General features: G+C 69.3%; 28 protein-coding genes and 1 pseudogene. 22 read left to right on the top strand and 7 right to left on the bottom strand.

Annotated features, from left to right (window positions below; translation table 11 throughout):
- Window positions 1-332: 332 nt before the first annotated feature.
- Window positions 333-1,262 carry an AraC family transcriptional regulator N-terminal domain-containing protein gene (locus ACFZAM_RS05255; protein WP_391042880.1) on the bottom strand — a complete coding sequence of 310 codons (930 nt, stop codon included), beginning with the start codon at window positions 1,260-1,262 and terminating at the stop codon, window positions 333-335.
- A gap of 143 nt (window positions 1,263-1,405) precedes the next feature.
- Here ACFZAM_RS05255 and ACFZAM_RS05250 point away from each other — a divergent pair, with 143 nt between their 5' ends.
- The 4 genes from ACFZAM_RS05250 (at window position 1,406) to ACFZAM_RS05235 (ending at window position 4,313) form a co-directional block, all read left to right on the top strand.
- Window positions 1,406-1,723 (top strand): antibiotic biosynthesis monooxygenase, encoded by a 318-nt coding sequence (locus tag ACFZAM_RS05250; RefSeq protein WP_355336309.1) that lies wholly within the window; start codon window positions 1,406-1,408, stop codon window positions 1,721-1,723.
- Between the two features lie 121 nt (window positions 1,724-1,844).
- Window positions 1,845-2,804 carry an alpha/beta hydrolase fold domain-containing protein gene (locus ACFZAM_RS05245; protein ID WP_391042877.1) on the top strand — a complete coding sequence of 320 codons (960 nt, stop codon included), beginning with the start codon at window positions 1,845-1,847 and terminating at the stop codon, window positions 2,802-2,804.
- Between the two features lie 96 nt (window positions 2,805-2,900).
- Entirely contained in the window at window positions 2,901-3,659 is a 759-nt protein-coding gene (locus ACFZAM_RS05240) for an SDR family oxidoreductase (RefSeq protein WP_391042875.1), read from the top strand.
- Between the two features lie 225 nt (window positions 3,660-3,884).
- Window positions 3,885-4,313 (top strand): SH3 domain-containing protein, encoded by a 429-nt coding sequence (locus tag ACFZAM_RS05235; RefSeq protein WP_355336303.1) that lies wholly within the window; start codon window positions 3,885-3,887, stop codon window positions 4,311-4,313.
- A 196-nt stretch (window positions 4,314-4,509) separates the two neighbouring features.
- Here the strand turns inward: ACFZAM_RS05235 and ACFZAM_RS05230 are convergent, their stop codons facing one another.
- The gene (locus ACFZAM_RS05230) at window positions 4,510-6,453 is read right to left on the bottom strand and encodes a TIM-barrel domain-containing protein (protein ID WP_391042871.1); all 1,944 of its coding nucleotides are present in this window, start codon (window positions 6,451-6,453) and stop codon (window positions 4,510-4,512) included.
- A 948-nt stretch (window positions 6,454-7,401) separates the two neighbouring features.
- On the opposite strand from ACFZAM_RS05230, the gene ACFZAM_RS05225 reads away from it, so the two are divergent.
- Window positions 7,402-9,330 (top strand): vWA domain-containing protein, encoded by a 1,929-nt coding sequence (locus ACFZAM_RS05225; protein WP_391042868.1) that lies wholly within the window; start codon window positions 7,402-7,404, stop codon window positions 9,328-9,330.
- Between the two features lie 116 nt (window positions 9,331-9,446).
- Window positions 9,447-9,617: a hypothetical protein gene (locus tag ACFZAM_RS05220; protein ID WP_391042865.1), complete on the top strand. Its 171-nt coding sequence runs from the start codon at window positions 9,447-9,449 to the stop codon at window positions 9,615-9,617.
- Between the two features lie 159 nt (window positions 9,618-9,776).
- Here ACFZAM_RS05220 and ACFZAM_RS05215 read toward each other — a convergent pair whose 3' ends face one another.
- A complete protein-coding gene (locus ACFZAM_RS05215) occupies window positions 9,777-10,733 on the bottom strand; it encodes a DUF1524 domain-containing protein (protein ID WP_391042863.1) in 957 nt (318 codons plus the stop codon).
- A gap of 283 nt (window positions 10,734-11,016) precedes the next feature.
- On the opposite strand from ACFZAM_RS05215, the gene ACFZAM_RS05210 reads away from it, so the two are divergent.
- Window positions 11,017-11,313 (top strand): hypothetical protein, encoded by a 297-nt coding sequence (locus ACFZAM_RS05210; RefSeq protein ID WP_391042861.1) that lies wholly within the window; start codon window positions 11,017-11,019, stop codon window positions 11,311-11,313.
- A 158-nt stretch (window positions 11,314-11,471) separates the two neighbouring features.
- Here the strand turns inward: ACFZAM_RS05210 and ACFZAM_RS05205 are convergent, their stop codons facing one another.
- Complete coding sequence (locus ACFZAM_RS05205) at window positions 11,472-12,176, bottom strand: hypothetical protein (protein WP_391042858.1); 705 nt, start codon at window positions 12,174-12,176, stop codon at window positions 11,472-11,474.
- Window positions 12,177-12,371: 195 nt separating this feature from the next.
- On the opposite strand from ACFZAM_RS05205, the gene ACFZAM_RS05200 reads away from it, so the two are divergent.
- The 3 genes from ACFZAM_RS05200 to ACFZAM_RS05190 all read left to right on the top strand — a co-directional run bounded on the left by ACFZAM_RS05200 (window position 12,372) and on the right by ACFZAM_RS05190 (window position 14,345).
- Window positions 12,372-13,067, top strand: coding sequence for a hypothetical protein (locus tag ACFZAM_RS05200; protein ID WP_391042856.1), 696 nt, complete (start codon window positions 12,372-12,374; stop codon window positions 13,065-13,067).
- 18 nt (window positions 13,068-13,085) lie between these two features.
- Window positions 13,086-14,045, top strand: coding sequence for an RHS repeat-associated core domain-containing protein (locus ACFZAM_RS05195; RefSeq protein ID WP_391042853.1), 960 nt, complete (start codon window positions 13,086-13,088; stop codon window positions 14,043-14,045).
- A gap of 90 nt (window positions 14,046-14,135) precedes the next feature.
- The gene (locus tag ACFZAM_RS05190) at window positions 14,136-14,345 is read left to right on the top strand and encodes a hypothetical protein (RefSeq protein ID WP_391042852.1); all 210 of its coding nucleotides are present in this window, start codon (window positions 14,136-14,138) and stop codon (window positions 14,343-14,345) included.
- A 20-nt stretch (window positions 14,346-14,365) separates the two neighbouring features.
- Here the strand turns inward: ACFZAM_RS05190 and ACFZAM_RS05185 are convergent, their stop codons facing one another.
- Window positions 14,366-14,668 (bottom strand): hypothetical protein, encoded by a 303-nt coding sequence (locus ACFZAM_RS05185; protein WP_391042851.1) that lies wholly within the window; start codon window positions 14,666-14,668, stop codon window positions 14,366-14,368.
- Here ACFZAM_RS05185 and ACFZAM_RS05180 point away from each other — a divergent pair.
- Window positions 14,552-15,052 (top strand): annotated as a pseudogene (locus ACFZAM_RS05180) (transposase family protein). The gene ACFZAM_RS05185 and the pseudogene ACFZAM_RS05180 sit on opposite strands and share 117 nt — an antisense overlap.
- A gap of 488 nt (window positions 15,053-15,540) precedes the next feature.
- Here ACFZAM_RS05180 and ACFZAM_RS05175 read toward each other — a convergent pair.
- Complete coding sequence (locus tag ACFZAM_RS05175; protein WP_391042848.1) at window positions 15,541-16,095, bottom strand: GNAT family N-acetyltransferase; 555 nt, start codon at window positions 16,093-16,095, stop codon at window positions 15,541-15,543.
- Window positions 16,085-16,843, bottom strand: coding sequence for a UTRA domain-containing protein (locus ACFZAM_RS05170; protein ID WP_391042845.1), 759 nt, complete (start codon window positions 16,841-16,843; stop codon window positions 16,085-16,087). The genes ACFZAM_RS05175 and ACFZAM_RS05170 overlap by 11 nt, the downstream gene beginning before the upstream one ends.
- 651 nt (window positions 16,844-17,494) lie before the next feature.
- Between ACFZAM_RS05170 and ACFZAM_RS05165 the strand changes: the two genes are divergently transcribed.
- The 11 genes from ACFZAM_RS05165 to ACFZAM_RS05115 all read left to right on the top strand — a co-directional run bounded on the left by ACFZAM_RS05165 (window position 17,495) and on the right by ACFZAM_RS05115 (window position 26,254).
- A complete protein-coding gene (locus ACFZAM_RS05165; RefSeq protein WP_391042842.1) occupies window positions 17,495-17,950 on the top strand; it encodes a transcriptional regulator in 456 nt (151 codons plus the stop codon).
- 96 nt (window positions 17,951-18,046) lie between these two features.
- Window positions 18,047-18,319 (top strand): hypothetical protein, encoded by a 273-nt coding sequence (locus tag ACFZAM_RS05160; protein WP_391042840.1) that lies wholly within the window; start codon window positions 18,047-18,049, stop codon window positions 18,317-18,319.
- Between the two features lie 85 nt (window positions 18,320-18,404).
- Window positions 18,405-18,692 (top strand): hypothetical protein, encoded by a 288-nt coding sequence (locus ACFZAM_RS05155; protein WP_391042837.1) that lies wholly within the window; start codon window positions 18,405-18,407, stop codon window positions 18,690-18,692.
- A complete protein-coding gene (locus ACFZAM_RS05150) occupies window positions 18,689-19,591 on the top strand; it encodes a protein spdB (RefSeq protein ID WP_391042836.1) in 903 nt (300 codons plus the stop codon). Before ACFZAM_RS05155 ends, ACFZAM_RS05150 begins: the two co-directional genes overlap by 4 nt.
- A gap of 45 nt (window positions 19,592-19,636) precedes the next feature.
- Entirely contained in the window at window positions 19,637-19,948 is a 312-nt protein-coding gene (locus tag ACFZAM_RS05145) for a hypothetical protein (RefSeq protein WP_391042834.1), read from the top strand.
- Window positions 19,949-20,302: 354 nt separating this feature from the next.
- Window positions 20,303-20,512, top strand: coding sequence for a DUF6257 family protein (locus tag ACFZAM_RS05140; protein WP_391042832.1), 210 nt, complete (start codon window positions 20,303-20,305; stop codon window positions 20,510-20,512).
- A gap of 88 nt (window positions 20,513-20,600) precedes the next feature.
- Window positions 20,601-22,832: an FtsK/SpoIIIE domain-containing protein gene (locus tag ACFZAM_RS05135; RefSeq protein WP_391042829.1), complete on the top strand. Its 2,232-nt coding sequence runs from the start codon at window positions 20,601-20,603 to the stop codon at window positions 22,830-22,832.
- 212 nt (window positions 22,833-23,044) lie between these two features.
- Window positions 23,045-23,371, top strand: coding sequence for an RRQRL motif-containing zinc-binding protein (locus tag ACFZAM_RS05130; protein ID WP_391042828.1), 327 nt, complete (start codon window positions 23,045-23,047; stop codon window positions 23,369-23,371).
- A gap of 89 nt (window positions 23,372-23,460) precedes the next feature.
- On the top strand, window positions 23,461-24,369 hold the full coding sequence (locus ACFZAM_RS05125) for a bifunctional DNA primase/polymerase (RefSeq protein WP_391042827.1): 909 nt from the start codon (window positions 23,461-23,463) through the stop codon (window positions 24,367-24,369).
- 361 nt (window positions 24,370-24,730) lie between these two features.
- Window positions 24,731-25,873, top strand: a complete 1,143-nt coding sequence (locus ACFZAM_RS05120; RefSeq protein WP_391042825.1) for a DUF3631 domain-containing protein — start codon at window positions 24,731-24,733, stop codon at window positions 25,871-25,873.
- Window positions 25,874-26,053: 180 nt separating this feature from the next.
- Complete coding sequence (locus ACFZAM_RS05115; RefSeq protein ID WP_391042822.1) at window positions 26,054-26,254, top strand: excisionase family DNA-binding protein; 201 nt, start codon at window positions 26,054-26,056, stop codon at window positions 26,252-26,254.
- The last annotated feature ends 9 nt before the right edge of the window (window positions 26,255-26,263 follow it).

Genomic DNA, 26,263 nt, shown 5'->3' with positions numbered 1-26,263 from the left:
GGCTCGGCCACCCGGCCCGGCCCCGGCTCGGCCGACGCGGCGACGGCGCCCTCCGAGACTTCGGGGGATGCCGTCGCGACGCCCTCCTCGTGTGCCGTCCTTCTAGAGGCCGACGAGGGGGAGGTCGGTGACCGCGCGGGTCGTCGAGGCCCTGCGCCCGGACACCGGCCGCGCCGCCTTCCCGTACGGCGAGCGCCATCTGACGCATAATCAGCGAATTTCGCCGCCTTCACGCTGCCCTGGGTCCAACAGGCGCCCTGACCCACGCCGTTGGGGGGAGCGCCCTCACCCGGGGGTGATCCCGCCGCGCCCCGGCCCGGAGGCTTCCCCGCTCAGGGGAGGACACCCGCCGGGGTGCGGACGGTACGGACGGTACGGCGCAGGCGGGCGGCGTCCCGGCTGGGGGGCGCGCCGAACTGGCGCCGGTACTCGCGGCTGAACTGCGAGGGGTTGTCGTAGCCGACGCGCTGCCCGACCCCCGTGACGTCGCCCGGATGGGTGGTGAGCAGCAGCCGGGCCTCCTGGAGCCGGATCCGCTTCTGGAACTGGATCGGGCTCATCGCGGTCACCGCCTGGAAGTTGCGGTAGAAGGCGGACACGCTCATACCGGACTGCCGCGCCACGTCCTCGACGCGGAAGGGCTGCGCGTAGTGCTCGCGAATCCAGCGCACGGCGCGCGAGACATGGCTGAGGCTGCTGTCGGCCAGGCCGAACTGCCGTACCGCCGCGCCCTGTTCGCCGGTGATCAGCCGCCACAGGATCTCGCGCTTGACGAGGGGCGCGAGGACGGCCCGGTCGTGCGGCTCGTCGAGCAGGCGCAGCAGCCGGACGACCGCCTCGAGCAGCGCGGGCGGCGCGTCGCTGACGACGATGCCCGACGGCGTACCGCCCCCGGTGCGGGGGGAGTTGCCGGGCCCGGCCTGGAGCAGCAGTTCGGCGACGGCGGACGGTTCGAGGACCAGGCCGAACCCCAACGCCGGTTCCTCGGCGTCGGCTTGGAGGAACTGTCCCGTGACCGGCAGATCCACGGACGCGATCAGGTACTGCCCGGCCCCGTACTCGAAGACCCGCTCCCCCAGGGCCAGGCGTTTGGCGCCCTGGGCGATGACCGCCAGGACCGTGCCGGACATCGAGGGGGCGGGCGGGTCGGGGCGGTCGACCTTCGAGATGAGGACGCCGTCGATGGCGGTGGTCCAGCCGGAGCGCGGCGCGTGCCGTGCCAGCAGGGCGCGCAGCTCGTCCAGGTGTTCTTCACGGGTCATACGTCCATTGCACCACCCCACCGCGCCCTGGCTCCCGCGACCGCGAGGATCGTGCAAGTACGAGCGAGGAACGTTCTAACATTTCCGCAGGTCAGAGCGGTTCAATGGAATCACCGCACTCCAACGGAGAGAAGAAGGATTCCATGAACGCGAACTACGGCTTCAACGCCACGCTGACCGCCAAGGCCGGAATGAGCGACCAGCTCGTCGAGCTGCTGCTGACCGGTCTGGACGAGGGCAGCCCCGGCGCGAGCGAGCACTGCGTCGTCTACCTCGTCTCCCGTTCCGCCTCCGACCCGGACGTCGTCCACGTCACCGAGGGCTGGACCAGCGAGGAGGACCACCACCGCGTCTTCGCCGGCGAGGCCGCGCAGGCCATCGTGGCGCGGATCGGCCCGCTGCTGGCCAAGGAGTCCGACTACACGGATTACGTGCCGGTGCGGGGCAAGGCCGCTTTCTGATCCGCCTGCTCCGACCTCCCATCCGCCGGCTCCCGCTTACCGGCTCATCCGTCGGCTCCCGCTTTCTGATGCGCCAGTCCGCCGCCACCACCCTCTCCACCTCTTGAGAAAGGCACCGCCCATGACCACGCCCCGCCCCGGCCTCGACCCCGAACTGCACGACCTGCTCGCCGACTTGCCGCTGATGTCCGGGCTCAGCCCGGAGGTGCTCGCGCAGGTCCGCCCCTTCTCCTCGGCGCCCGTCGAACCGCTCCTGGAAGGGCGCGCGATCGACCGCCGCGAGGTGACCGTCCCGAGCCGGGACGGCGAACCGATCGCGCTGTCGGTCTTCAGCCCCGCGGCCACCGGCGGCCGTACCACCGCGGCGCCCTGCGTCTACTGGATGCACGGCGGCGGGATGGTCATGGGCGACCGCTTCTCCCAGATAGACATTCCGCTGGAGTGGCTCGACGCGTGCGGCGCCGTCGTGGTCACCGTCGAGTACCGGCTCGCGCCGGAGTCCGGCGGCACGATCCCCGTCGAGGACTGCTACCAGGGGCTGCTCTGGGTCGCCGAGCACGCGGCCGAGCTGGGCATCGACCCCGCCCGTATCGTCGTCGCGGGTGCCAGCGCGGGCGGCGGCCTCGCCGCCGGGGTGGCGCTGGCGGCCCGCGACCGGCAGGCCCCGGCCATCGCCGCCCAGGTGCTGATCGGCCCCATGCTCGACCACCGCAACACCACCGCCTCCAGCCGGCAGTACGCGAACGAACCCGGCGTATGGACCCGCGAGATGAACGAGTTCGGCTGGAGCTGCCTGCTCGGCGGCCTCGTCGGCGACGACGTACCCGCGTACGTATCGCCCGCCCTGGCCGACGACCTGTCGAATCTGCCGACCGCCTACATCGACACCGGTTCCGCCGAGGTCTTCCGCGACGAGGACACCGACTACGCCACCCGGATCTGGGCGGCCGGCGGCCAGGCCGAGCTCCACGTCTGGGCGGGCGGCTTCCACGGCTTCGACGCGCTGTACCCGCAGGCCCGTATCGCGGCCACCGCCCGCAGGACCCGCACCGACTGGCTCGCCCGCGCCCTGTCCGCGTAGGCCCACCCGGCCGGGTGATGCCGCCCGGTCACGTAATCCGGCCCGGTCACGTAAGCCCACCCGGTCACGTAAGCCCACCCCTTCTGGAGGACCACCATGAACGTCGCCATCGTCACCGGGGCCAGCTCCGGCATCGGACAGAGCGCCGCGATCGAGATCGCCAAACGCGGAACCGGCGTCATCCTCACCTACGCCAACAACCCGGCCGGCGGCCGGGAGACCGTCGCCGCCATCGAGAAGGCAGGCGGCACAGCCGTCGCCCTGCCCCTGGACGTCGGCGAGGCCGGCACCTTCGCCGCCTTCCGCGACACCGTGGCCGCCGTACTGCACGACACCTGGCAGCGCGACACCTTCGACTACCTGGTCAACAACGCCGGTCTCTCCCTCACCTCGCTGATCGAGGACACCACCGAGGAGACCTTCGACCGGCTCATGCGCGTCCTGCTCAAGGGTCCGTACTTCCTGACGCAGAAGCTGCTCCCCCTGATGGCCGACGGCGGCGCCATCGTCAACACGAGCAGCAACTCGACCGCGTCCGCCGGCCTCGAACCCGGCTACTCCGTCTACGCCTCGATGAAGGGCGGCCTCGACGTCCTGACCCGCTACATGGCCAAGGAATTCAGCCCGCGCGGCATCCGGGTCAACGCCGTCTCCCCCGGCTCCACCCGCACCCGCATCGCCAACGACGCCTTCACCCAGTTCCCCGAGGTCATCCCGGCCCTCGCCGCGAAGACCGCGCTCGGCCGCCTCGGCGAACCCGCCGACATCGGCCCCATGATCGCCGCCCTCACCTCCCCCGAGTCCCGCTGGGTCACCGCCCAGACCATCGAGGTCTCGGGCGGCTACAACCTCTAGCGCCTCTAGAACCTCTAGCGCCTCTAGCACCTCTGGACCGGCCCCCCGGCGGCGGACCCGCTGCGCGCACAGGCCGCCGTCCGGGTGGCGGCGGCACCCGCAGACGGGTGAGGGCTGCGCACGTTCGGCCCAACGTGGCAATTTATCCTAGTTGTTGGAGATTGTCCGGCGTATTTTCAGCGGTGCCCATGCGTGTCATTGCACATCAGGAACAGGAGAAGTCCCTTGGCGACATTCGCTGCTCTTCCTTCCCTCCGAGGCCGCATCATCACCGGCGCCAGCGCGCTGACCACCGCCGTCGTACTCGGCACCACGCTGCTCGGCGCGACGGCCGCCCAGGCCGCCGCCCCGACCGCCACCCCGGCCCGCCCGTACGGCACGGTCGTCGCCGGTGACGGCGTGGTCCAGCGCCAGTTCCCGAGCACGGACTCGTCCGTCAAGGGCTCGCTGCGCTACCACCAGCAGGTCGGCCTGCGCTGCAAGGTCCGCGCCCAGAACATCGCGGGCAACGACGTCTGGTACCTGCTGCGCGACAACTCGAACTGGGTCTCGGCGAAGTACGTCGACAACACCGGCAACGTCTCCTACTGCAAGGACGTCCTGCGCAGCGACCTCTCCACCCTGAAGGCAATCCCCAAGGGCGCCAAGGGCTGACCCCCTCCCCCGCGCACGAGCCGGCCCGGAGTCGCCCAAGTCCCCACCCGCGACTCCGGGCCGGCCTCATTGCCGTGGCGCGGCACCGGGCCACCCGCTCACGCACGCCGACGGCCAACTGCATGCGAAAACCCAGTGGTGAATCGGCACGGCCCTCATCCACACTGCGCCGATGAGCGCCCCCCGCGGAGACGCGTCAGCGGGAGACGGCATGCATCAGGGCGTCGGTGTCGTGCGTGCCCAGCAGGACGAACACCGGGGTCCGGCTCAGGTCGGCGGCGTAGCCCGTCAGCTCGGCGGGTCCGTGGATCGTCCTCCGGTGCAGGACGTCGTACCACTGGCCCGGCGGGACATGGATGTCGCGCCGCGTCTGATCGGTGAGGACGGGCGCGGCCATCAGCGAGTCGCCGAGCAGCCACTGGTCGGCGATCGTGTAGGCCGCCTCATCCTGCGGGTAGTTGAAGAACAGCGGCTTCATGATCGGTTCCCCGGTGCGCACCGCCCGCTCGGCCTGCGACTCGATGTACGGCGCGAGGCGTTCGTGCGCCTGGACCGCGGCGACGTAGAGGTCGACCGTCTCCTGATCGTACTTCTGGCTGCCGTAGGCGTTGGACACTCCGAGCGGCGAGGTGGAGGAGTACATCAGCGGCATCAGCGACGCCGCCTGCGCCCACCGCACGAGCACCTGCTTGGCAGGCGGGGCCTTGCTGAGGGAACCGCCGATCATGTCCGTCTCGACGAAGGGGTAGCCGACGGTGCTGATCGAGAGGTTCTGCGCCACCGCCGCGCGCAGCGAGACCCAGCTTGTTCCCTTGTCGATCTGCCGGGTGACGAAGCCGTACCGCTGCGAGCCGGTCCAGTGGATCCGTACGCCGGCGCCTTGCAGGTCGAACTGGTCGCACAGTTCCGCGCCGAGCTTGAGGTAGTCGAGCGCGGTGTGACCGGGATACGGCGCACAGGTCTCGTCGTAGAAGCGGGTGTCGAATTTGAACCCGTCGACGCCGTAGTCCTGCCGCAGGCTCTGAAGGTTCCCGACATACCAGGCGCGGGCCTCGGGATTGGCGATGTCGACGATGCCGGCGGTGCCGTTCCACCACTTGACCAGGCCCGGTTCGGCCGGGTCGGTCCTCGATTTCAGGAGGTAGCCGTGGTCGGCGGCATAGGAGAAGTTGTCGGCGTCGGTGTTGATCCACAGCGTGACCCAGATCCCGAAGTCGTATCCCATCGCGTGGATCTCGTCGGACATCGCCTTCGGCGCCGGGAATTTGCTGTTGAAGGTGAAGTCGCCGTAATGGCTCATCCAGCCGTCGTCCATCTGGACCGTGTGCCCCGGCACTCCCGCGTCGTGCAGGCTCCTGGCCCAGCCCAGCAGCGAGTCCTGTGAGACGGCGGAGTAGAACTGCGCCCACGAGTTCCACAACGGCTTGGCGTACTGCGCGCTCGACGCGTCGCTCTTGGCGGGCGTGCCGGTGATGCCGATGTAGTTCTCATAGACGTCTCTGGCGTTGCGTTCCACGAAGACGGTGGCGTCCATCGTGGAACTCTGGGTGAGCGTGTAGCCGAAGACCCCCTGCTGCGCGTCGTTGATGGACACATCCATGACGTCTTCGGTGTTGACCCACAAGCCGGTGCCCCGCTGGGTGAACCAGAACGGCTCGGTGACCAGATACTCCGCGGGCGCCATCGTCTTGTCCCGGACCTTGCCGGAGTCCAACGGCCACGGCTGGTCGATGTACGGCGCACCGGTCGCGGTCACCGCCTCGCCCTGCCCGTACCAGTGACCGGCAGACTCGACCAGATAATGGCTGGCCACCTTGGTCGCGGCCACCTGTCCCTGGACCGACCAGGTCATCCGGTACTGGTCAGCGGCCGGAGTGATCCGGTAGGTCACGGTGCTGCCGGGTACGGTGGTCGCCAGCGTCAGTACGAGCACACCGTCGCTCCACCGCGCGCTCGTAACGGACGTGGCGGTCGCCCACGCTCCCTGTGCCGTGCGGAAGACCGCGGGGCCGGACCCCGACGACGCGGACGAGCCCGCGTCGGTCTGCAACACCACCTTGCGATCGCGCAGTGTGGTGATCTGGAAGGGCGACTTGGTGACGACCACGGTGTAGCCCGGGGCCTTCGCCGCGGCCGACACAATGAGTCTGACGCTGTCGACGGTGTCCTCGAACCGCGTGGGCGCCGGGGCTCCGGTCGCACCGTTCCCCGGCTGCCCGGTCGCGCGCGACTCGCCACGAGCAGCCGACTGACCACTCGTCAAAAGCGCACCCGACACGCCGACCGCTCCGCCGACGGCGAGCAAACGCCTTCGAGGCATCCCTTGTTCAGCCATGGTGCTCCTCCTGGTGAGCAGCGTCGAGTCGCTGCATTGGATGGTGCGGCTGTCGAACGGACATGGCCTTCAGTATCCGATCCCAGGGCCGGGCGGGGCCCCGCTGAGACGGCCCGATCACTGCGCAGCGCAGGCTAGCCAGTCCCATTCGTGAGCACAATAGCTCGAAACATGGCCATATCGAGCAACGCGGCTCATTTTCCGCACCAGAGCGCGCCGGAGCCGCGCCGGGGTCGCGGCGGGGTCGCGGCGGGCCGCGGCGAGCAGGTGCCGGTGGCGGAGGTGCTCGCGGTGGATGTAGACGGTCGCAGCGACGTCCACGGCCGCCAGGTCCACATCGACGACCGCCGCGGCCGGGCCGTCACCTGCCGGTGCGGCGGCGGTCCAGGAGGCGCGGATCACGGCCGGCGCACGGCGCCCTCCAGGATCGCGGACAGTCGGGCTTCGGTGCTGGTCGGATCCCCCGGCGTAGTCGGAAGCCGTCGTCCCCGGTGTGACCCGTGTGGCTGGTGTGCCCCGTGTGCTGGGCGCGTCCGGGCGGAGGTCACCGACGGCGTGCCTAGGGTGCCTTTGATCCCGGTTTGCCGCAGTGGGCGGTGGCTGGTCGTCGAGGAGAGGCCGATGAGGCAGAGGTTGTGTTGGATCGCGTTGAGCGCGCTGGTACTGGCCGCCGCTCCGGTGACTGCCGCGGCAGTGAGCCCACAGGCCGCGCGTTTTGTGCCGGCACCTGGTTCGGACAGCAGCGTGGTGACGGTGCGGACCGGGGGAGACCGGGTCTCTGAGGACGAGGCGGCGCCGCTGGCAGGAGTGGGCCTCGCGCTGTACGCGAGTCCGGACGCGACCGATCCAATCGGACAGGCGTGGGCCCGGTGCACGTCCGACGCCGAGGGGGACTGCAGCTTCGTCGTCCCGGACACCGCCGCGGGCCAGGCGAACCACTCCGCGGTGATGACGGTGCGCCAGACGGCGGCGCCGACCGGGTGGTACACCAACCCGGTGCTGCGCACCGGACCGGGCAGCGGCTCGGGGTCGGTGGCCTCGCCCTACCGGTTCCAGACCCCGCCGCTGCAAGCGGGGAACACCTACCGGTCGACGCGCGAGTTCATGTACAGCTCGAACAACGGGCTGCCCACACGGTCGGGCGGGGTATGGCAGTCCTCGCGGGACAATCCGCCGCTGCCGCCGTCGTGCGGTCTGGACGTCGCGGTCGTGCTCGACCTGTCGGCGTCGGTCGGCAGCCAGCTGCCGGCGCTGAAGGCCGCGACGGACGCCTTCACCGACGCGCTGACCGGCACGCCCTCGCGGATGGCGCTGTTCTCCTTCGACGAGGCGTCGCCGTCCACCAGCGTGGGCGTGAACTATCCGCAGCTGCGTTCGGTGTCCACGCAGGCCGGAGCGGACTCCTTCAAGGACCTGTACGCCGACTGGACGCTGGGCAAGGGCACGAACTGGGACCAGGCGCTGTGGGCGGTGGCGCAGGCACCGGAGCACTACGACGCGACCGTGGTACTGACCGACGGCAACCCGACCCGTTTCGGCGAACGCCGGGGCGACGGGTCGAACACCCACTTTATTGACGTGGAGAACGGCGTCTTCTCCGCCAACTCCGTGAAGGCGAAGGACACCCGGGTGATCGCGCTGGGTGTGGGCAGCGGCGTCGCGGGGGTGTCCGGGCTGAACCTGCGGGCGATCTCCGGACCGACCGCGTTCGACGGGTCCAACACCGTGGCCGCGGACTACTTCCAGACCGCTGACTTCGGCCAGGCCGGTCGCCAACTGCACGACCTGGCAGTGGACAAGTGCACCGGCACGATCAACGTGGTCAAGCAGATCACACCGGCCGACACCACCGGCGAAGACGTGACCGGCTCGGTTCCCGCCGGCCCGGGGTGGACCTTCGCTGCCTCCACCACCACACCGGGAGTCACCGGCCTGCCCGACTCCCGGACCACAACCGCCGACGGCACCGGCACGGTCACCTTCACCCCCGGCTACGGCGCCAACCCCTCTGCTGACGTCACGGTGGACGAGATCCAGCACCCCGGATACCAGCTGGTCACCCAGGGCGGCCAGAACGCGGTGTGCACCGACCTCGACACCGGCCGGCGCGTACCGGTGGAGAACACCGCGTCCGCGGCCGGCCCCGGCTTCACCGTCGACGCTCCCCGCCAGGACGCGATCACCTGCACCGTCTACAACCGGCCCGCGGAGGATGACGGCGAAGCCGACCTGACCGTCGACAAGGAGTGGGACGTCGACGGGCACCTCTACCCCGAGGGCACCCAACCCGACGGCCTCGACGCCCAGCTCACCCTCACCGGCCCCGACACCGCGTCACCGACGCCGCAGCCTTGGGGCGTCGCCCGCCCCGGCTACACAGTGGGCGACCAGGTGACGATCGGTGAACAGGTCCACCTGGGCAACGACGCCTGCACGCTCACCCGCTCCGAAATCACCGAGATCGACGGCACGCCCGTGGACCTGCCCTTGCCGTACGAGACCACCCTCACGGCACACCACCAGCACGCCACCGTCACGAACACCGTGACCTGCTGCCCACCCGATGACGGCGGCGAGCACGGCGGCTACGGGAGCAGCAGCGACACGCACGTCGCAGACGGCCGCCCAGGCGTGACCGTCGCCCGCGGCCACCGCGCCACCCTGGACCGCCCCGGCCGCTGACCGGCCGGCCGACCCCTGCGCACCACCATTCCAGCGCCCGCCTGCATCCCAGTCTCGGCGGACGGTTCCCCGACCCATGCTGGTTCGCGCGCGTACCCGAGGGAGGAGATCCCGACGTGGGCCACACCCGCTACGTGCGGGCCGCGTTCGCGGCTGCCGACGAAGCGGTCTGCGACGCCCTGGCCCGCGGCTGGCTGCCGGGCGAGCGGGTCGCGGTCGTCCACGCCGCGACCCGGGCCGACCTCAGCGCCTGCTCACCTGCGGCGACGCCACCGATGTCATTGTGACCGCCGCCGACGTGGGTTTCGACGGCGAAGAGATGCGGCTCGGGGCGTCGGTGGGGATCTACGACCGGCCCGCGCAGGAAGTCTGCCGTCCCTTCCCAAAGGGCACACGAGGGTTCGTCCTGGGCGAGGGGGCCGCGGCAGAATCTATGAGCACCCCGGTCACCAGACTGAATTTTCCGTGGGGGTCGGCGCCAGCCCGCCCCGGCGCCGCAGCGATGCCTGCTCCTGATCCGTCAACCGGACGCGGCACCGGCGCCGCGCCGGACCGCCGCGCCCGCGTTCCACGACGACGGCCGGTGACTTCGGCGGGTCATAGCGCTCGACCCGGTCGACCGAAGCCCCAGGGCTTGCAGGTGAGGACTTCAGCGCGACCTCGTGGCCGGACTCGGTGGGCAGCACCTGGCCGCGGCAGCCGCCCAGGGTTCTGCTCATCGCGGTCTTCTCCGCCGGGGTGATCCACAGCTTGTACTTCGTCTTCACCGCGACCTGCCGTGCCACGTACTCGCACCGGAATCCGGCCGCTGCCTGCGGCAGCCAACCGCTGGCGTCGTCGTCGCCCTTGTCGTCGTTCGCCGGGCCGTCCGCGGCGGTCAGGTTCAGCGGATCGTTGGCCAACTGCTCGCGCACCGGCTTCGACAGCGCCTTCGCGCCGGTCTGCCAGGCGTTGCCGAGCGCCACCATATGGTCGATCTGCACCGCCGGACTCGTCTTCCGGCCCCGGGTGAAGCGGATCGTCCGGCCGGTGCAGGGGTCCTTCAGGACACCGGACTCGACCTCGCACCTGCCCTCGAGCTTCACCTCGGTGAGATCACACCGCAGGATGTCGTCCCTCGTCTCGCAGCCGTTGTGGCCGCCGGGCGCGCCTTGGCCGTGGGACGCGCCTTGGCCGTCGGACGCGCCTTGGCCGTCGGTCCACGCCGCGCCGAAGTCGGCGATCCGGTCGTAGCCGGAGATCGGCCCGTCCGGCTTCACCGCGAGCTTCGCCAGCGCCCCCAGCGCCGACCCGCCGCTGATGGAGCGGGCGACACCCGCGCTCCGCGCGGGCACCTTCCCGTTCGCGCTATCGGACTTCGGCTGGCAGCCCGCCAGCACCAGCCTCGCCAGACGAGTGCGCAAGGACGGATCTAGGACGGATCCAGGACGGAAGCTCTTAGCCTCGATTAGCAGGGTGACAGTCGGCTGGGCCGCCTGGTGGCCGGGCCACGGCCGCGCACGGCATCCGAGCGGGATGCATCACCCATCGCCGGATACTGACAACTATGAGGACTGGGAGAAACACTCAATGGCTCGTGTGATCACGGCTCTCGGCGCGCTTGTGTTGGCTGGGGCATCGATCCTCGGCGCGTCCTCGCAGGCGTCTGCGGATCCGAATCCGAACGTTCACGACTCCAACCCGCAGATGGCCACGCTGATCACCCAGTACCACGCGGGGGTCTACAGCTCCCCCCGGGCGGACTCCAAAAAGATCGACGGCCTCATCCTCGCGCCGGGGCAGCAAGCTTACGTGGACTGCTGGGTGTCCGGCGGCACCGTCGGCACCACCGGCGACGTCTGGTACCGCACCTCGGGGATCATGGTGAACGGCACCTACCTCGATGTATATACCTCCTCCGGGGGCCCCGGCTGGACCTACGGGCCGTACGTGGATGGTGACCAGAGGTTCTGGATGTCGCCCGGTGGTCTGCCCCACTGCTAGTGCCGCATCAGGCAACGTTCGCCTGATCCGAGCCGAGATCCTGATCCGCGCGCTGGACCGGCGCCCCGGTAGCGAGTCTGACGACCAGCAGTCCTGAACCCTGGCTGCGCCGCGCAACCGGCTGCGTCACGCCGCCCACGGCGGGCCCGGCATCGCGGTCACCGGCTGGCCCGTTCGGCGAGGGCGACTTGCTGCGCGCGGTGCACCCGGCATACCGGCTGGGTCGGCAGCGCGGGCCGGTCGCACGGCACGCCGTCCAGCCCTGTGCACGTCACCCGATTCATGCCCGGCGCCGGGTCGATCACCCGGCCCTCCTGCTCCTGGCGGCATGGCTTGCACAGCCCGTCGAACACTGCGGCACCGGTCAGGAAGATCCGCGCACCGCGGTTGCAGCAGGCGCCGCGCGGCCGGTTGTCCAACCCGCCCGGGACAATCTGCACGGCATGGCGCGGGACACGGTCGTCCTCGCAGCCCGGACAGGCCCCGGACCGATCTGCGGCGGCGCCGTGGCCCCGGGCACAGGCCCTGCTCGATGCGGCGGGCCGGCGGCGGTCGGCGACGATCGAGGCGCACACCTCGCAGCGCGCGCCGGTCGACCACAGCACGCCGGCCTCGCAGTCCTCGAGGCCACAGCCCCACCGCGGCAGTGCCACTCCGAGCAGCCACCGGCCCGGCTCCCGGATGTCGGCCGGGACGGCTGCGGCGAACCTGGCGCGCAGCCGTGCCGCCAGCCGCTCGGGGTCGGTGCCGGTGCGCAGCTGCCGCCCGACCTCCCGGGCGATCTGCCGCTGCATGAACGCGCTGTCCACCTGCTCCAGCAGCCAGTGCACCGGCTCCCGCACGCCGTAGATCGCGGCGGACATGGTCAACTGCGGTCCGGTGTACGACGGCCGGACCGGCCCCCGCCCTTGCTGCGCTTTTCGCCTTCGACCTTCGGCGCGAGATGCACTCCATCCGCGCGGAGCGCGAGACCAGCGCCGCCCATCGCGGCCGCACTCGAGGTCAAACGGTTTTCCACAGCCGGCCCGGCGACTACCAGCGCCACCGACGCGATGGGGGTGGGCGGGGTCGGCGGGAACGTCACGACGTACACCTACGACGCGCTCGGACGCCCGCACACCGCCACCGACGGGCGCGGCATCACCACCACGTACGCCTACGACGACCGCGACCGCACCACCGGCGTGACCACCTCCGGCGGCGCGACCGTGGGCTACGTGTTCGACGGTGACGGCAACCAGACCTCCCGCACCGATGCCACCGGCACCACCGCGTACCTGCCGGACGCCCTGAACCGCGAGTCGCTGCGCACCCTGGCCGACGGCTCGACAACGCTGCTGACGTACGACCCGGCCGGGAACGTCGCCACCTACACCGACCCCACCGGACCGGTGGTCTACGGGTACGACAATGCCAACAACCTCAAGACGCTCAAGGACCCCTCCGGGTCGACCGCCACATACCGGTACAACAACGACGACGTCCTGACCTCGGTCGCCTACCCCGGCGGCACCACGCAGACCATCACCCCGGACAACTCCGGCCGCCCCTCGAACATCAAGACCGCCGCCGGCTCCACGACACTGGTCGACCTCTCCTACACCTACACCTCCGGGAAGTCAGGCACGGACGGCGACCTGCGGCACACCCGCACCGACAACCAGGCCGGAAAGACCATCACCTACAGCTACGACTCCCACAACCGCCTCGCCAAGGCAAAGGAGTCGGCCACCGCGATCTGGCTGTACTGCTAAGACGCCGCCGGGAACACCGTGTCAGCCACGGCCGGCTCCGACGACGCCTGCCCCGGCACCACCACCTACACCTACAACGACGCCTCAGAGCTGACCTCCAAGAACGGCTCCGCCACCGGCTGGACCTACAACCCGGCCGGCGACGAAACCAACGGCGCCTCCACCACCGGCATCCGCACAGGCGAGACCTGGTCGGACTTCAACCAGCTCACCTCCCTCACCGCCGCCGGCACCGCCTACACCGCCGCCTACGCCGGCACCGACAACGCCGAACGCACCCAACTCGGCGCCACGGCCTTCCACAACGGCCCCGAAGGACTCGCCGCCTCCACCGCCACCGGCGCCGACACCGGATTCACCCGCGAGCCCGGGGGCACACTCAACTCCATGAGGACCGGGGGAAAGAGCTACTACTACCTCACCGACGCCGACGGCTCCGTCCTCGGCCTGGTCGACAACGCCGCGCACCGCGTGAACACCTACACCTACAACCCCACCGGCATGCCCCGCACCGGCGGCGTGAGCGAGACCGTCCCCCAGCACTACCGCTACTACGGCGCCTACCTCGACCCCACCGGCCTGTACAAAATGGGCGCCCGCTACTACGACGCCGTCACCGAACGCTTCACCCAAACCGACCCCTCAGGCCAGGAAACCAACCCCTACGCCGCCTTCGGCGCCGACCCCGTCAACCACACCGACCCCAACGGGCTCGGATTCCTCGATGCCGTTAGCGAGTGGGCTGGACCGGTTGGCGACCTCGCTCAAGCTGGCTATCACGCATACCAAGGCGACACAAAAGCTTTGTGGGGAGACTTGGCTGGTGTTATGGCTGGTGGAATCGTAGGAGGTATGTGCACTAGCCTTGCCGTGGCAGGAGCTCCTGAGACTGAAGGAATTTCCCTTGTAGCGGGACTGAGGTGCTACGCACTTTCCAACGCGGCGAGCCAATATGCATCAGGTGAAGTCTCAGGATAATTGATTTGAGTTCTGCGCAAGATTTCTGGGGCTGAGGCGACGCAGTCGCCTCAGCCCCTTCATGAAAGTAGAGTTAGAGGGGGTAGCTGCATGCCTGATCTCGGATGGAACATTCGACAGCGTGCGGCACTGCGACGTTCGGTCATCTTCACTAGTGTATTTGTATTCCTTGGGCTGGTGCTTTCAATCGCACTTATCGCCATGGGAAACAAAGGCGGGTGGTTCCTTCTGGCGTTCATTCTTATGCTATCAGGTCCCTTTTTCTACATCATGCGGGTGAAGTCAAAATCCCAGCCCTGAGGTAATGGTCACGAGGAGCATTAACTGAGCCTTTTCAGCGGGTCACCGATCGGGGGACGGGGGCGGCGTGAGGGCGGGGCCGCAACGGACAGGGCTCCCGTCACGAGACCCTCGCCCGCCTTGCAGTCGCCTTCGGGATATCCGTCGGCACCGCGCATGGATACGTCACCGCCGTCACCGGCCTGCTTGCCGATCGTGCCCCGGGACTGCTGAAGACGCTGCGCGACAACGACCCGGACTTCGTCCTCCTCGATGGGACCCTCGCCGAGTGCGATCGCGTAGGCGACAGCCGCGCCGACTATTCGGCCAAGCACCGCCGCCATGGCGTGAACGTCCAGGTCGTCACGGATCCCGCCGGCGGGGTCCTGTGGATCTCGCCCTGCCCGGCCGCACTCACGACCTGACCGCCGCCCGCACGCACGCACAGGATCATCCGGATCTGTGAACGGCAAGGCATCCCGGTCCTGGCCGACCGCGCCTACCAGGGCGCCAGCGCCTGGGTCACTACCGGCGTCAGACGACTACCCGGTGGCGAACTCAGCCCCACCCAGCGCACCGTGAACCGGGCGCCGGCCCAGGCCCGAGTCCCCGTCGAACGCGGCATGGCACGGCTGAAGTCCTGGCAGATCTTCCGCAGATCCCGCATCAGCCCCAACCGCATGACCGTCATCGCCAAGGCCGTCCTCACCCTGGAGAGGCAACGCTGAAAAGGCTCAGTGCGCTGCGCCCTTGTCGCAACTCGACAACCCTTCAGCCCTGAACGAACCGAGCACCGACGGTCCTACTGCACGCTGCCTGCACGCGCGGCCACCGGATGGCCACCGGGTCCGGCCTTCGGAGAGCAGACTAGAAGGCGGATGGCGATAAAGTCTCAGGTCAGAGCACTGACCCGAAGAAGCGACCGCTGAGAGCCAACCGCAGACCTACGCATTACGATGCACAGACCGCGCGTGTCCGTTTCACCCGAATTCCAAGGTCAACCAGAACAAGAAACCCCAGGTCAGAGGCCCGACCTGGGGTTTACCGTGGAGCCGCCTTCGGGATTCGAACCCGAGACCTACGCATTACGAGTTGTACGATCTTGGTCCGGCATTGTCCACCAACGTCCATCTTCCCTGGTCAAGCAGCGATAGTGACCGCGACGTACACCAGTGGACGAGGGTGGACGAAAGGACAACTGAGACTGCAACTGAGACTAGGGAGCAACTGTGATGAGCGCCGGACCTGCGCCCCGCACTTCGCCTGCACGTCGCTGGTAGAGGGCTCCCGAGTTGCGGTGCGGCAAATCCACCGTTCTGACGTGTTCGAAACCCTGAGATTCGTAGTAGCGTCCTAGGTCCGCATTCGTCTTCCATGCGTCGAGCCTTAGCCACTTCTTTCCGGCAATCTCAGCCTTGCCAGAAGCCCAATCCAGCATTGCGCTCCCTAGAGATGTACCGCGCGCCGAGTCGCGCACAATGACGCGATGAACATAGAGCGCATCTTTCGGATTGTCGCCTGCTCGCCAGAATTCTGGGTCCGCTGACTCATCGATCGATATTGTCCCCAAGCATTCACCTGCCCGGAAAACCAAGAAGGCGTTCCCACTTCGGACATCCCGATTCACCTTGCTTGGGTCGGCGGGATACTGCCACTGGTCGTACCCGTGACCCTTGAGCCATGTGGAGGTTTCCGCCCACATCTGCTCTATTAGTGCAGCTTCTTCGGCTCCGGCAACTCGGATTTCGAACGCGTCGCTTCTACCGTTCATGAGTTCCCAATTCGTAGCGCAGCACGTTGCGATCAGTCGGCATTACAGTAACTGTGACGCGGATAGGACGCGAGTCGGTGTAACCCACGCGAGTCCTCACAAGAAGCGGGACGCCAGGATCCATCGACAGCATTTCCTCTTGCTTCGGGTTCGGCATGCTGGCCGTTACATCATCGACGTACCTCACTTGGGCATGCCCCATAGAGGCCATGAATGCAATGACGCCCTGAGGTATGTCGGCTGGTTCAGCGATTGGCGTATCGCGAACAAGGTCATGCGGATAGTAAGAATCCTCCGTCGACCAGGGTTGATCATCAACGTAACGCACTCGCCGCCGGACGAGAAGTAGTTCGCCTTCCTCAAGGTTCAGCTTTCCAGCAATAAGTGGATTCGCCTTCTCAATGCCAACCGTGATTTGCTGGCTCGGATTCCTGCCTTGCTCGCGGATATCCTGCACCCAAGCATCAACGCCCGCAGAAAGTCGCCGGTTCTTCTCTTCCGACTTTGATGCGTTGTAGACCAAAACGTCTTGTCGATTGACGATGTAACCGCGCCCTTGGCTTGGGGAAATGAGCCCTTCGGACACCAGTCGCTGAAGTCCTAGTCGAACCGTATTTCGAGAAGCCGCGTACGTCTCCGACAGGGCTCGCTCACTGGGCAGCTTGTCGCCCGGCGCGATCTCAGTGCCGATCTTCACTCGAAGCCTGTCCGCGAGCTGCATGTACAGGGGTGTCTGTCCGCTTGCCATGCAGCCATGATGCCCCACCGATGCGACTGGTACCAACAACCTGGACCAATCCCCTTGACACCTGACCGCAGGGCAGTGCAGCATCTTCCCCAAGTGGTTGGTACCAGTAGAACCACTAGGACCACCAGGGGCCCCGCGTTGGTCGGGGGGAGGTTCCCGGCGCCTTGTCAGCCGGAGGGCACGAGACCGAAAGGTCACGTCTCTGCCTGAAACAGGCCATGGCGGCTCTACCTCGTACGGGAGCCGCAGTCCTGAAGGAGACAACAAGCACGTCAAGCACTGTTCGTCGTACTGCGAGGTGCACATGTTCCAGCGAAGTACCAAGGGCCCCGTCCGGCTTTGACCAGCCGGACGGGCGGGCCCTCCGCGTCATCGCGTGATGCCGAGACGGCCGGATAGCGGCTGGCATCACGGGTGCGTGTCGAGCGCGCACGGTCCGGCGTCGCCGTCTTGCGGCGGCGCTGGTCCGTGGCTGCTCGAACCGACCAGCCAAAACGAGTGCGGCGTCCGGGTGGCCCCCCGGACGCCGCTGTACAGGAACCCCAAGGAGGAACCTGTGGTCACCATCATCTTCCTGAACGACAAGGAACACGAGGACTTGTCGCGCAAGGTCGGCGAGGCCAACCGGCGCAGCGAGAACGGGGGCGGGAAGTGAGTGCCGCGGCCGGTACGTTCGCCGCGGTCTTCGCCTCCCTGTACGTCGCCCACAGTGTGGGTGATCACTGGGTGCAGACCTCCGCGCAGTCCGCGGCCAAGGGCCGTCCCGGATGGGTCGGCCGGTTAGCCGACACCCGGCACGTGGCGACGCTGACGCTGACGAAATTGGTCGTCCTGGTTCCTGTGGGTCTGCTGCTGGGTCTGCACCTGTCGGTGTGGGGTCTGGTGGCCGGTCTGGGCGTGGACGCGGTCACGCACTGGTGGGCCGACCGGCGTTCGACGCTGGCGTGGCTGGCGGACCTCGTCGGGTCCGGCGGCTTCTACCGCATGGGCGCGCCGCGGCCCGGCCATGACGACAACCCGTCGCTCGGCACCGGCGCCTACGCGCTCGACCAGTCGTTCCATCACCTGTTCCTGCTGGTCGGCGCACTGCTGATCGCCCTCGTCTGAGGGTCTGACGGCTGCCTGATCCGCCCGCGCCCGGCAATCCGGGCGGGCGGTGACGGGGAGCCGGACAGCCCGGCTCACGACCGAGGGAGATCAGCAGTGTTCAGCAACAAGAGGAAGCAGGAAGCTCAGGCCCGCGCCGACCAGCTCCGCGCTGAGACGCGCGCGTCGAAGCAGGGCCTCATCCGCCGGGCGAAGGCCGACGCCGCGGCGGCGTCGGCCGATGTCGACGTGTGGACGCGCCGTATCCAGGAGAACGGCGACTACACGGCGTCCAAGGACTTCGCGGTCCGCGAGCGCGGCAACGCGCGCGCACGTCTGCGCGCTGCGCAGCAGCGCGAGGAGTACATCCGCCGCAACTTCGGAGGCTGACAAGCGCACTGCACCACCAGCCCCGGCCGCACATCCGCCACGACACCGGCCGGTCCCGGCCCTCAACTCCCCTTGGAGACTTCCCGTGCATGACTACATCGGCCCCCACCGGGCCCTGACCACTGACGATTTCCTCGAACTCGCCCTGGGCACGCCGCTTGACCTGTGGCTCGGCGAGGACGGCGAGACGCCCGACGAGCGGGCCGCGCGAGAGGCCGCGGCGCGGGACATCCTCGCCGACGACCCCGCCCTGTTCGACCGCACGACCGCGCTCGCGTCCGAGGTGATCGGCCGCACCATGCCGGAGCTCCTGCGCCTGACCCCGGCCCGCCCGGCGCGCCGGAGCGCGGCCCGTGGGGCGGTGGCGGCATGAGCGCCCGCACCGCGGCCGTCGCCCGATGGCGCCGGTTGCTGACCGTGCTGCCCGCTGTCGTGATGACGGCCGTGTCGATGGTCCTGACGTTGGCCGTGGTCGTGATGTGGCTGGGCACGGCGATGCCCTCGCCGGTCGCGCTGGTCGTCGGCCTCGGCCTGGACGGCGGCTGGCTTGCCACCTTGGCATACGAGCGGCGGCTTGCCGCGCAGGGCGACCACTCCCGCGGCGTGACCGCGGTCGGCTGGTGCTTCGGCGCCGTCGCGACCGCCGTCCTGGTCGCTCACGCGCTGCTCGCGGAGACCTCCGCGGGCGCGTGGCTGGCCGTCGCGTGGCTGCCCCTTGCGGCCAAGGCCCTGTGGCTGGTGCACGGGCTGTGGGAGCGCACCGCGCTCACTCCCGTCGCGCTCACCGCGATCCGCGGTATCCAGCAGGAAGCCCGCGACGCCGCCGCGGTCGCGCGGGCCCGGCTGCACGCGGACGCCACCACCGAGGAGACCCGGCTGCTGGCCGTGACGCACGCCGGGTCCCGCGTCGCCCGCGTCCAGGCCACCACCGCCGCCGCACTGTCCGAGGCGTGGGCGGTGCTGGAGAAGGCGCGCGCCGACGAGAGCGCCGCCGCCGCGCTGGCCAGCGTGACCGGCCGTGTCACGGCAGCCGACACGGCCCGCTGGGACCTGCCGGTATGGGGCCCGGTCGAGCCGGTCCCGGCCCTGGACGCACCCTCCCTGAGTGACGCCGACCTCGACCGGATCGTGGCCGACCTGCTGGCTGGCCAGACCCCGCCGCCGTCCTACCGCGAGGCCGCCGCCCGGTTCCGCGCCGCCGGACACACCGCCGCGGAGATGCGGCTGCGCGCGGCATGGAAACGCTGCACCACCGAGTCCGTCACCGGCTGACACCGGCCCCTGTCCGCACGCCATCAGCCCGGAGGTATCTCTCCCATGTCCGACCTGCCGAAAGCCACCGCCGACGCGGTCGAGGCCGCCCGCCAGGGCGAGCAGTTCGCGATGATCCTCGCCGCGATCCAGACCGCTCAGACCGTCCAGTCCCAGCAGCAGCCCGTTCCGCCCCCGGCCCCCGTCGCGGTGCAGCAGACCGGCACCGCGGGCAAGTGGCTCGCCATCGCCGCGGGCGGCTCCATGCTCATGATTACCGTCGCGTTCGCCGCGGTCGCTCTCGCGATTGCCTCCGCGTGCATCGCGCTCGTGGCCCTGGTCGTCTACGGCATCTACCGCGACATCAGGCGGCGGTAGCCCGCCGCGGCCCGGCGGGGTCGGTGGCATCCATGGGCATGCACACCGCCTTCACCGCGACCGCAGGGCCCGTGACCGGCGCATGCGCCGACAGTGCGGGCGCCACGGCCATGATGGCCGCCGGAGCAGCCGGTTTCACCCCAGAGGGGATACATATCGCGCTCGCTGCGCCAACCGGTCCGAGAACCACCGCCGCCGCGGCCAGACTGACCGCCGCCGTCTTCATGCCTATCACTCAGCCACGCCCTTGCATCCATGATCGACTCTCTTGATCGCGGAGAGTACAGGCGTGCATACAGGCGCACCAAACTGACGTTCCATCAGGAGAATCCGTCACTCCGAATAGGGGCAACCATGATCCGCACCCACCCCGACGACCCCCCGCTGACCGGCGCGGAAGCCTCCAGAATCGCATGGCTGGTCGCCCGCATGACCAAGCGCGGCCTTGCCGGTGAGGAAGTAGACCAGTCCGACTTGCAGGCGGGAATCGACAGCATCCTCAAGGGCGCGCGCAGGCGCGAGGAACGCGAAGAGTGGAAGACCACCGCGCGCAGGCCCACGTAGCTCCGCCCCGGACCGGCCGCACATCCGCCAAGACACCGGCCGGTCCGGGCCCCTACCGCTCCCGTGCAGAAACGGAGGAACCACCAGCATGACCGAGATCATCGACATCCACACCCGGCGGCCCCGCCCCGCCCCGGACTTCACCAAGCACGACACCGACCCGGACACCACCACAGCGCCCGCCGACATACCCGCCGACGCTCCGCGGGAGGTGCTTGAAGGCGTGGTCATTCCCTCCGGCATCCCCGGGCAGGGGAAGGAAGAAGCCGCGGGCCGTGCCGGACTGCGCCACCTCGAACGCGTGCGGCGCGCCGCTGGTGTGACGGCCCACGTCATCACCCATGACCGGACCAAGTCCGGTATGCGGCTCGCGGTCCGTCACACCGCGTACGTCGCCGGGGGTGCCCGCATCATCGCCAAGCGCACGTGGGACGGGCGCACCGTGGCGCGGCACGAACGGATGATGCGCAGCGCGGAGGCTGCGGGGCAGCATGAGGTGGCGATGGAGTGGGAGCAGCGCGCGGCGCTGTTCCGGCAGCAGCGTCACCAGCGCCGTATGGACCTGCTCACCTCCGGGCCCCGGCTGGTGAAGTCCGCCGCGTTCGGCGCTGCCGGAGGTGTGGGCGGTCTGCTCGCGCTCGGTACCGTCCTGGCTATCGCGGAGCACGATCCGCTGATGGTCATCGGCCCGGTGATGTTCACCGTGCAGATGATCCGCTGGGCCGTGCTCATTGTGTCCGTCGTGTGGGGTCCGGCGCTGTTCCTTGCCCCGTGGCTGGCGTTCCTCGGGTTGTGGGAGACGGGGCGCCGGGGGCAGGCGGCGCCGCAGTGGGCGCTGCCGGTCTCGGAGCAGGAGCAGCGGGACGTGGTCCCGGATGAGGGCGCGATCCTGGACGCGCTGCGGCACCTGGGCATCGGCCCGATGAACCAGGCGTTCAAGGCCGGTTGGCAGCCGCGGTGGGTGCAGCCCACCACCCGGCTCGGCAAGGGCTGGCACTCGCAGGTGCAGCTCCCGATGGGCGTCACCGTCGAAATGATCAACAAGCACAAGGACGTGCTCGCCCACAACCTGCTGCGCCTGCCCGTGGAGGTCTGGCCGACCGAACCGGCCACCGCCCCCGGCACCCTGGACCTGTGGGTGGCCGACCAAGGGTCGCTGTCCGGGACGGTTCCGCCCTGGCCCCTGCTCGGCGACGGCACCGCGGACTACTTCAAGGGCGTGCCGGTCGGTGTCTCGCAGCGCGGGGAGCCGGTCACCGGCAAGCTCATGGCCAGCAACTACATGGTCGGCGGCATCATGGGCTCGGGTAAGTCGTCGCTGGTCGTGGGTCTGCTGCTGGGTGCGATGCTCGATCCGCTGGTGGAAATCGACGTGTATGTCATGGCCTACAACGTCGATTACGACCCGATGCGCGACCGGCTCCGGACCCTGGTCAAGGGCGACGATGACGAGCAGGTCAGGGATGCCCTCGAAGCGCTGCGGGACCTGCGCGACGAGGTCACCGAACGCGGAAAGCTGCTGGCCGAACTCGGCGGGGACAGCGTCAAGCTGACCCGGGACCTGGCCGAACGCGACCCCCGCATGCGCCCCCGCGTCGTGGTGTTCGATGAGTGCCACGAGCTGTTCGAGCACAAGGAATACGGCCCGGAGGCTGCTGAGCTGGCCATCAAGGTGCTGAAGAAGGCGCGGAAGGTCGGCATCACCCTGGTGTTCGTCACGGTCTCCCCGACCGCGTCCAGCATCCCCAAGGACGTGACCCGGAACACCAGTCACCGGGTGGCGTTCGCGGTCGGCGACCACGTCGCCAACGACGGACTGCTCGGCACGGGCAAGCACCGGGCCGGGATCACCGCCACGACGCTGAACCCCGCGGAGAACATCGGCACCGCGCTGACCGTGGGGTTCACCAAGAACGCGTTCGAGCTGGTCCGTGCGTACTACGTCCGCAAGGATGCCAGCACCGACCAGGTGTCGCCCGTGGTGGCGCGGGCTTTGGCGCTGCGCGAGGGCATCACCCCCGCCGCCTCCCCGGTCGCCACCGACGGCGGCGGCACGCCCGATCATCTCGCGGACGTGCTCACCGTCCTCGGCACCGAAGCGCGGGTCCGAACGCAGGAAGTCCTCCGGCTGCTCATCACGCACAACTCGCGCGAGTACCGCGGCTGGACCTTCACTGACCTCAAGCGCGTCCTGGACCCGTACGGCGCGGTCCGCAAGTCGCACGGGCAGATGATCGTGGACCGCGAACGCGTCCGCGACGCCCTCACCGACCGCACCGAGGACGCCCGTCCGGATGCGGCTGAGTTCGACGGAGAGTGACGGGGAGGGGCCGGGGAGGCGGGGAGATCTCCCCAACCGCCTCCCCGGTACTGCCTCCCCCGCACTGAACTGCGTTAACACCCCACGGGGGAGGCGGGGAAGCGCACCCCGCGGACCTGCGGAAACCCCTGAGACACGGGGTCCGGCAGCATCCCCCGCCTCCCTCCCCTGCCACACACAGTCACCAACCTTGCGTCCAGGACGGAGACGCCATGACCCTGCCCGTCTACCGCTACCACCTCGCCCCCGATGGCCTCATGACGCGCCGTCAGCTCCACGCGGCCGGTCTCAGCGCATGCCGTGCGGAAGTCGTCGCAGAACTGCGCTGGCGCTCCAAGAAGGCCCGACACGTCGGGGGATGGCGCGTTGCCTACCTCTACGACCCCGCCACCGCCCGGCCCCTGCGCCCGATGACACCGGGCCGCTGGCGCTCGCATGCGGCGATGATGCGCGCCCGCCGCACCTGCCCCGCCTGCCGGACCGACGCCGGATACGTCATCCCCACCTCGCTCGGCACCTGCGTGCCGTGTGCCGCCTGAACACGCCCGTGGGCGGTGGCCTCCCGACCAAGGAAAACGCCACCGCCCACGGCCCATCCACATCCCCGAAGGGACTGGAGACCACCAGCATGACCCATCAGACCCGTACCGCGCTGCTGCGCGCAGCGCTGGACGCCGCCGACCAGGGATGGCCCGTCATCCCCCTGCACCCCGGAAGCAAGATCCCCGCCTTACACGGTGACCGGCGCTGCCCCCGAACCGGCGACTGCACCAACGGTCACAAGACGTTCGAGCAGCGCGCCACCACCGACCCCGCCCGCATCGAACGCTGCTGGGCCGCGGGCCCGTTCAACGTCGGCATTGCCACCGGGCCCGCCGGTCTGCTGGTCGTGGACCTCGACACGGCCAAGCCGAAGGACAAGAAGGGCACGCCTGACGGCGCGGCGAACTTCTCTGCGCTCTGCGAGCGCGCCGGGCACACCGTCCCCACCACACGCCGTATCCGGACCCCCAGCGGTGGGGAGCACCTGTACTTCCGCACCCCCGCCGGGCTTCAACTCCCGTGCAGCGCGGGCACGTTGGCGCCAAAGGTGGACACCCGTGCATGGGGCGGGCAGGTGGTTGCCCCCGGGTCGGTGACCCCTGACGGCCCCTACGCCGTCCAGGACGATTCTGCGGCTGCTGAGCTACCCAACTGGCTCCGCACCGCCCTGACGGCCCCACAGCGAGCCGCTATGGGGCCGTTGCGGCCCGTTGCGGCCCGTGATGCGCCTCGGCTCGCCGCCGTCGTCCTCGAACGCGAGGTTGCCGCGGTCGCCACGACCGATGAGGGCGGGCGGAACGCCGAACTGCTGCGCGCCGTGAGGGCGGTGGGCCGGTTCGTCGCCTGGGGCGACCTCGACCGCACCACCGTAGAAGCTGCTTTTCAGGCGGGGGGCGAGACGGCCGGGCTACCGGCTGCCGAGTGCCGCACCACGATCCGCAGCGCCCTCGACTACGCCGTCCGCACCGCCCGGCCCCGGCAGGCCGCCTCATGACCCCCGCCGCGGGCCGAACCCCCGCCCTGAAAAGCCTCACCACCACCCCCGACCAGCATCGCCCCGCCGAATCGGCCGGTGGGCCCACCGGCCGTAGCGCGCCGAAGGTCGCCGCCGAAGGCGTCCTGTCTGCCCTTCGTCCGGACCCGCGCCCAGCAGATGGACGCCGCCCCATCGCATGGCTGCACATCATCGCCCCGTCCGCATGGGAGATGCCGCCGCGTGCAGTGTCCCGCTGCGACTGCGGCCGGTACGTCACCGCACGCGGCCGGGCCGATGTCCTCGCCCTGATCGACGCTCACACCGCGCATCGCGGCTGCTGCCCGCTGCGCCACCCCGACACCGAACGGAGGCACGCCGCATGAGCGAGAACGGCGCTGCGCTGCTGGACGAGATCGAGGCATTCCACCGCCGCTTCAACGTCTTCCCCACCGAAGCCGCGTTCGTCGCGGTGACGTTGTGGGACGCCCACGCGCATCTGTTGGACGCGTTCGACTCCACGCCGCGCCTTGCCTTCCTGTCTCCCGAACCGGGGTCGGGGAAGTCGCGGGCCCTGGAAGTGGTGGAGAGCCTGGTTCCGCGGTCGATGGCTGCTGTTGATGCTTCTGCGGCGGCCTTGTTCCGGTCGGTGTCGGGCATCGACGGCGGGCGTCCGACGATTCTCTTCGATGAGATCGACACCATCTTCGGTCCCAAGGCCGGGGAGAACGAGCAGCTCCGGGGGTTCATCAACGCCGGTCACACCCGTGGCCGCGTGATGTACCGGTGCGTTGGGGACGGCTCCAACCAGCAGGTACAGGGGTTCCCGTCGTACTGCGCCGTCGCCGTCGCCGGGCTCGGCTCTCTGCCCGACACGATCCTGACGCGCTCGGTCATCATCCGCATGCGGCGCCGGGCCACGAACGAGAAGGTGGAGCAGTTCCGCACACGCATCCACGTCCGCGAGGGAAACGCGCTGCGCGACCGGCTCGCCAAGTGGGCCGAGAGTGTCCAAGAGCAGGTCACCGACGTCTTTCCCGAGATGCCCGATGGCGTGGCCGACCGGCCCGCCGACGTCTGGGAACCCCTGCTCGCCATCGCGGACGCGGCCGGGGGCGCGTGGCCGACCCGGGCCCGGCAGGCGTGCGTGTCCCTGGTCAAGGCATCGCAGGTCAACGACAAGGGCAGCATCGGTATCCGCCTGCTCACCGACCTGCGCGATCACGTGCTGATCGGCATCGACCGCCTCCCGACCGTGGCCATCCTCGACAGGCTCAACGCTCTGGATGACGCCCCGTGGGCGGACTACCAGGGCAAGCCGCTCGACTCCCGCCGCCTGTCACGGATGCTCGGTGAGTACGTCACCGCTGACGGCACGCCCGTCTCCTCGCGCAACATCAAGACCGGCGGAGGAGTCCTCAAGGGCTACCACGCCGCCGACTTGCGCGACGCCTGGCAGCGCTACTGCCCCCCACCCCCGGAAAGTCCGCTACTTCCGCTACCCGAGAACGAAAACCGGTTCTGACCAGCGCAAACCCGGTAGCGGCAAGGCCGCCGCACGCCGCTACCGGGTTTGCCCTATCCGCTACCGCTACCCATTCCCGCTACCCCTCACAAGGCTCTGACCTGCAAGGTAGCGGAAGTAGCGGAAGTAGCGGACTTCTGAGGACAGGGCAACCGCCCCGCTCACCTAGGAGTCTCCTCCATGAGCACCGCCACCGCACCCATCCCCCGTCTCCTCTACCGCCCGGAAGACGCCGCCGAAGTCCTGTCGTTGGGCCGCTCCACCATCTACGAGCTGATGGCGGAAGGCGCCCTCAAGTTCGTGAAGTGCGGGCGCTCTCGCCGCATTCACCACAACGAGCTTGAGCGCTTCGCCGCAAGCCTTACCGACCGCCCCTGCTGAACACGCGCA

This window comes from Streptomyces sp. NPDC008079 (genome assembly GCF_042957385.1).
GTDB lineage: Bacteria > Actinomycetota > Actinomycetes > Streptomycetales > Streptomycetaceae > Actinacidiphila.
This window is presented reverse-complemented; position numbering and strand designations above follow the sequence as displayed.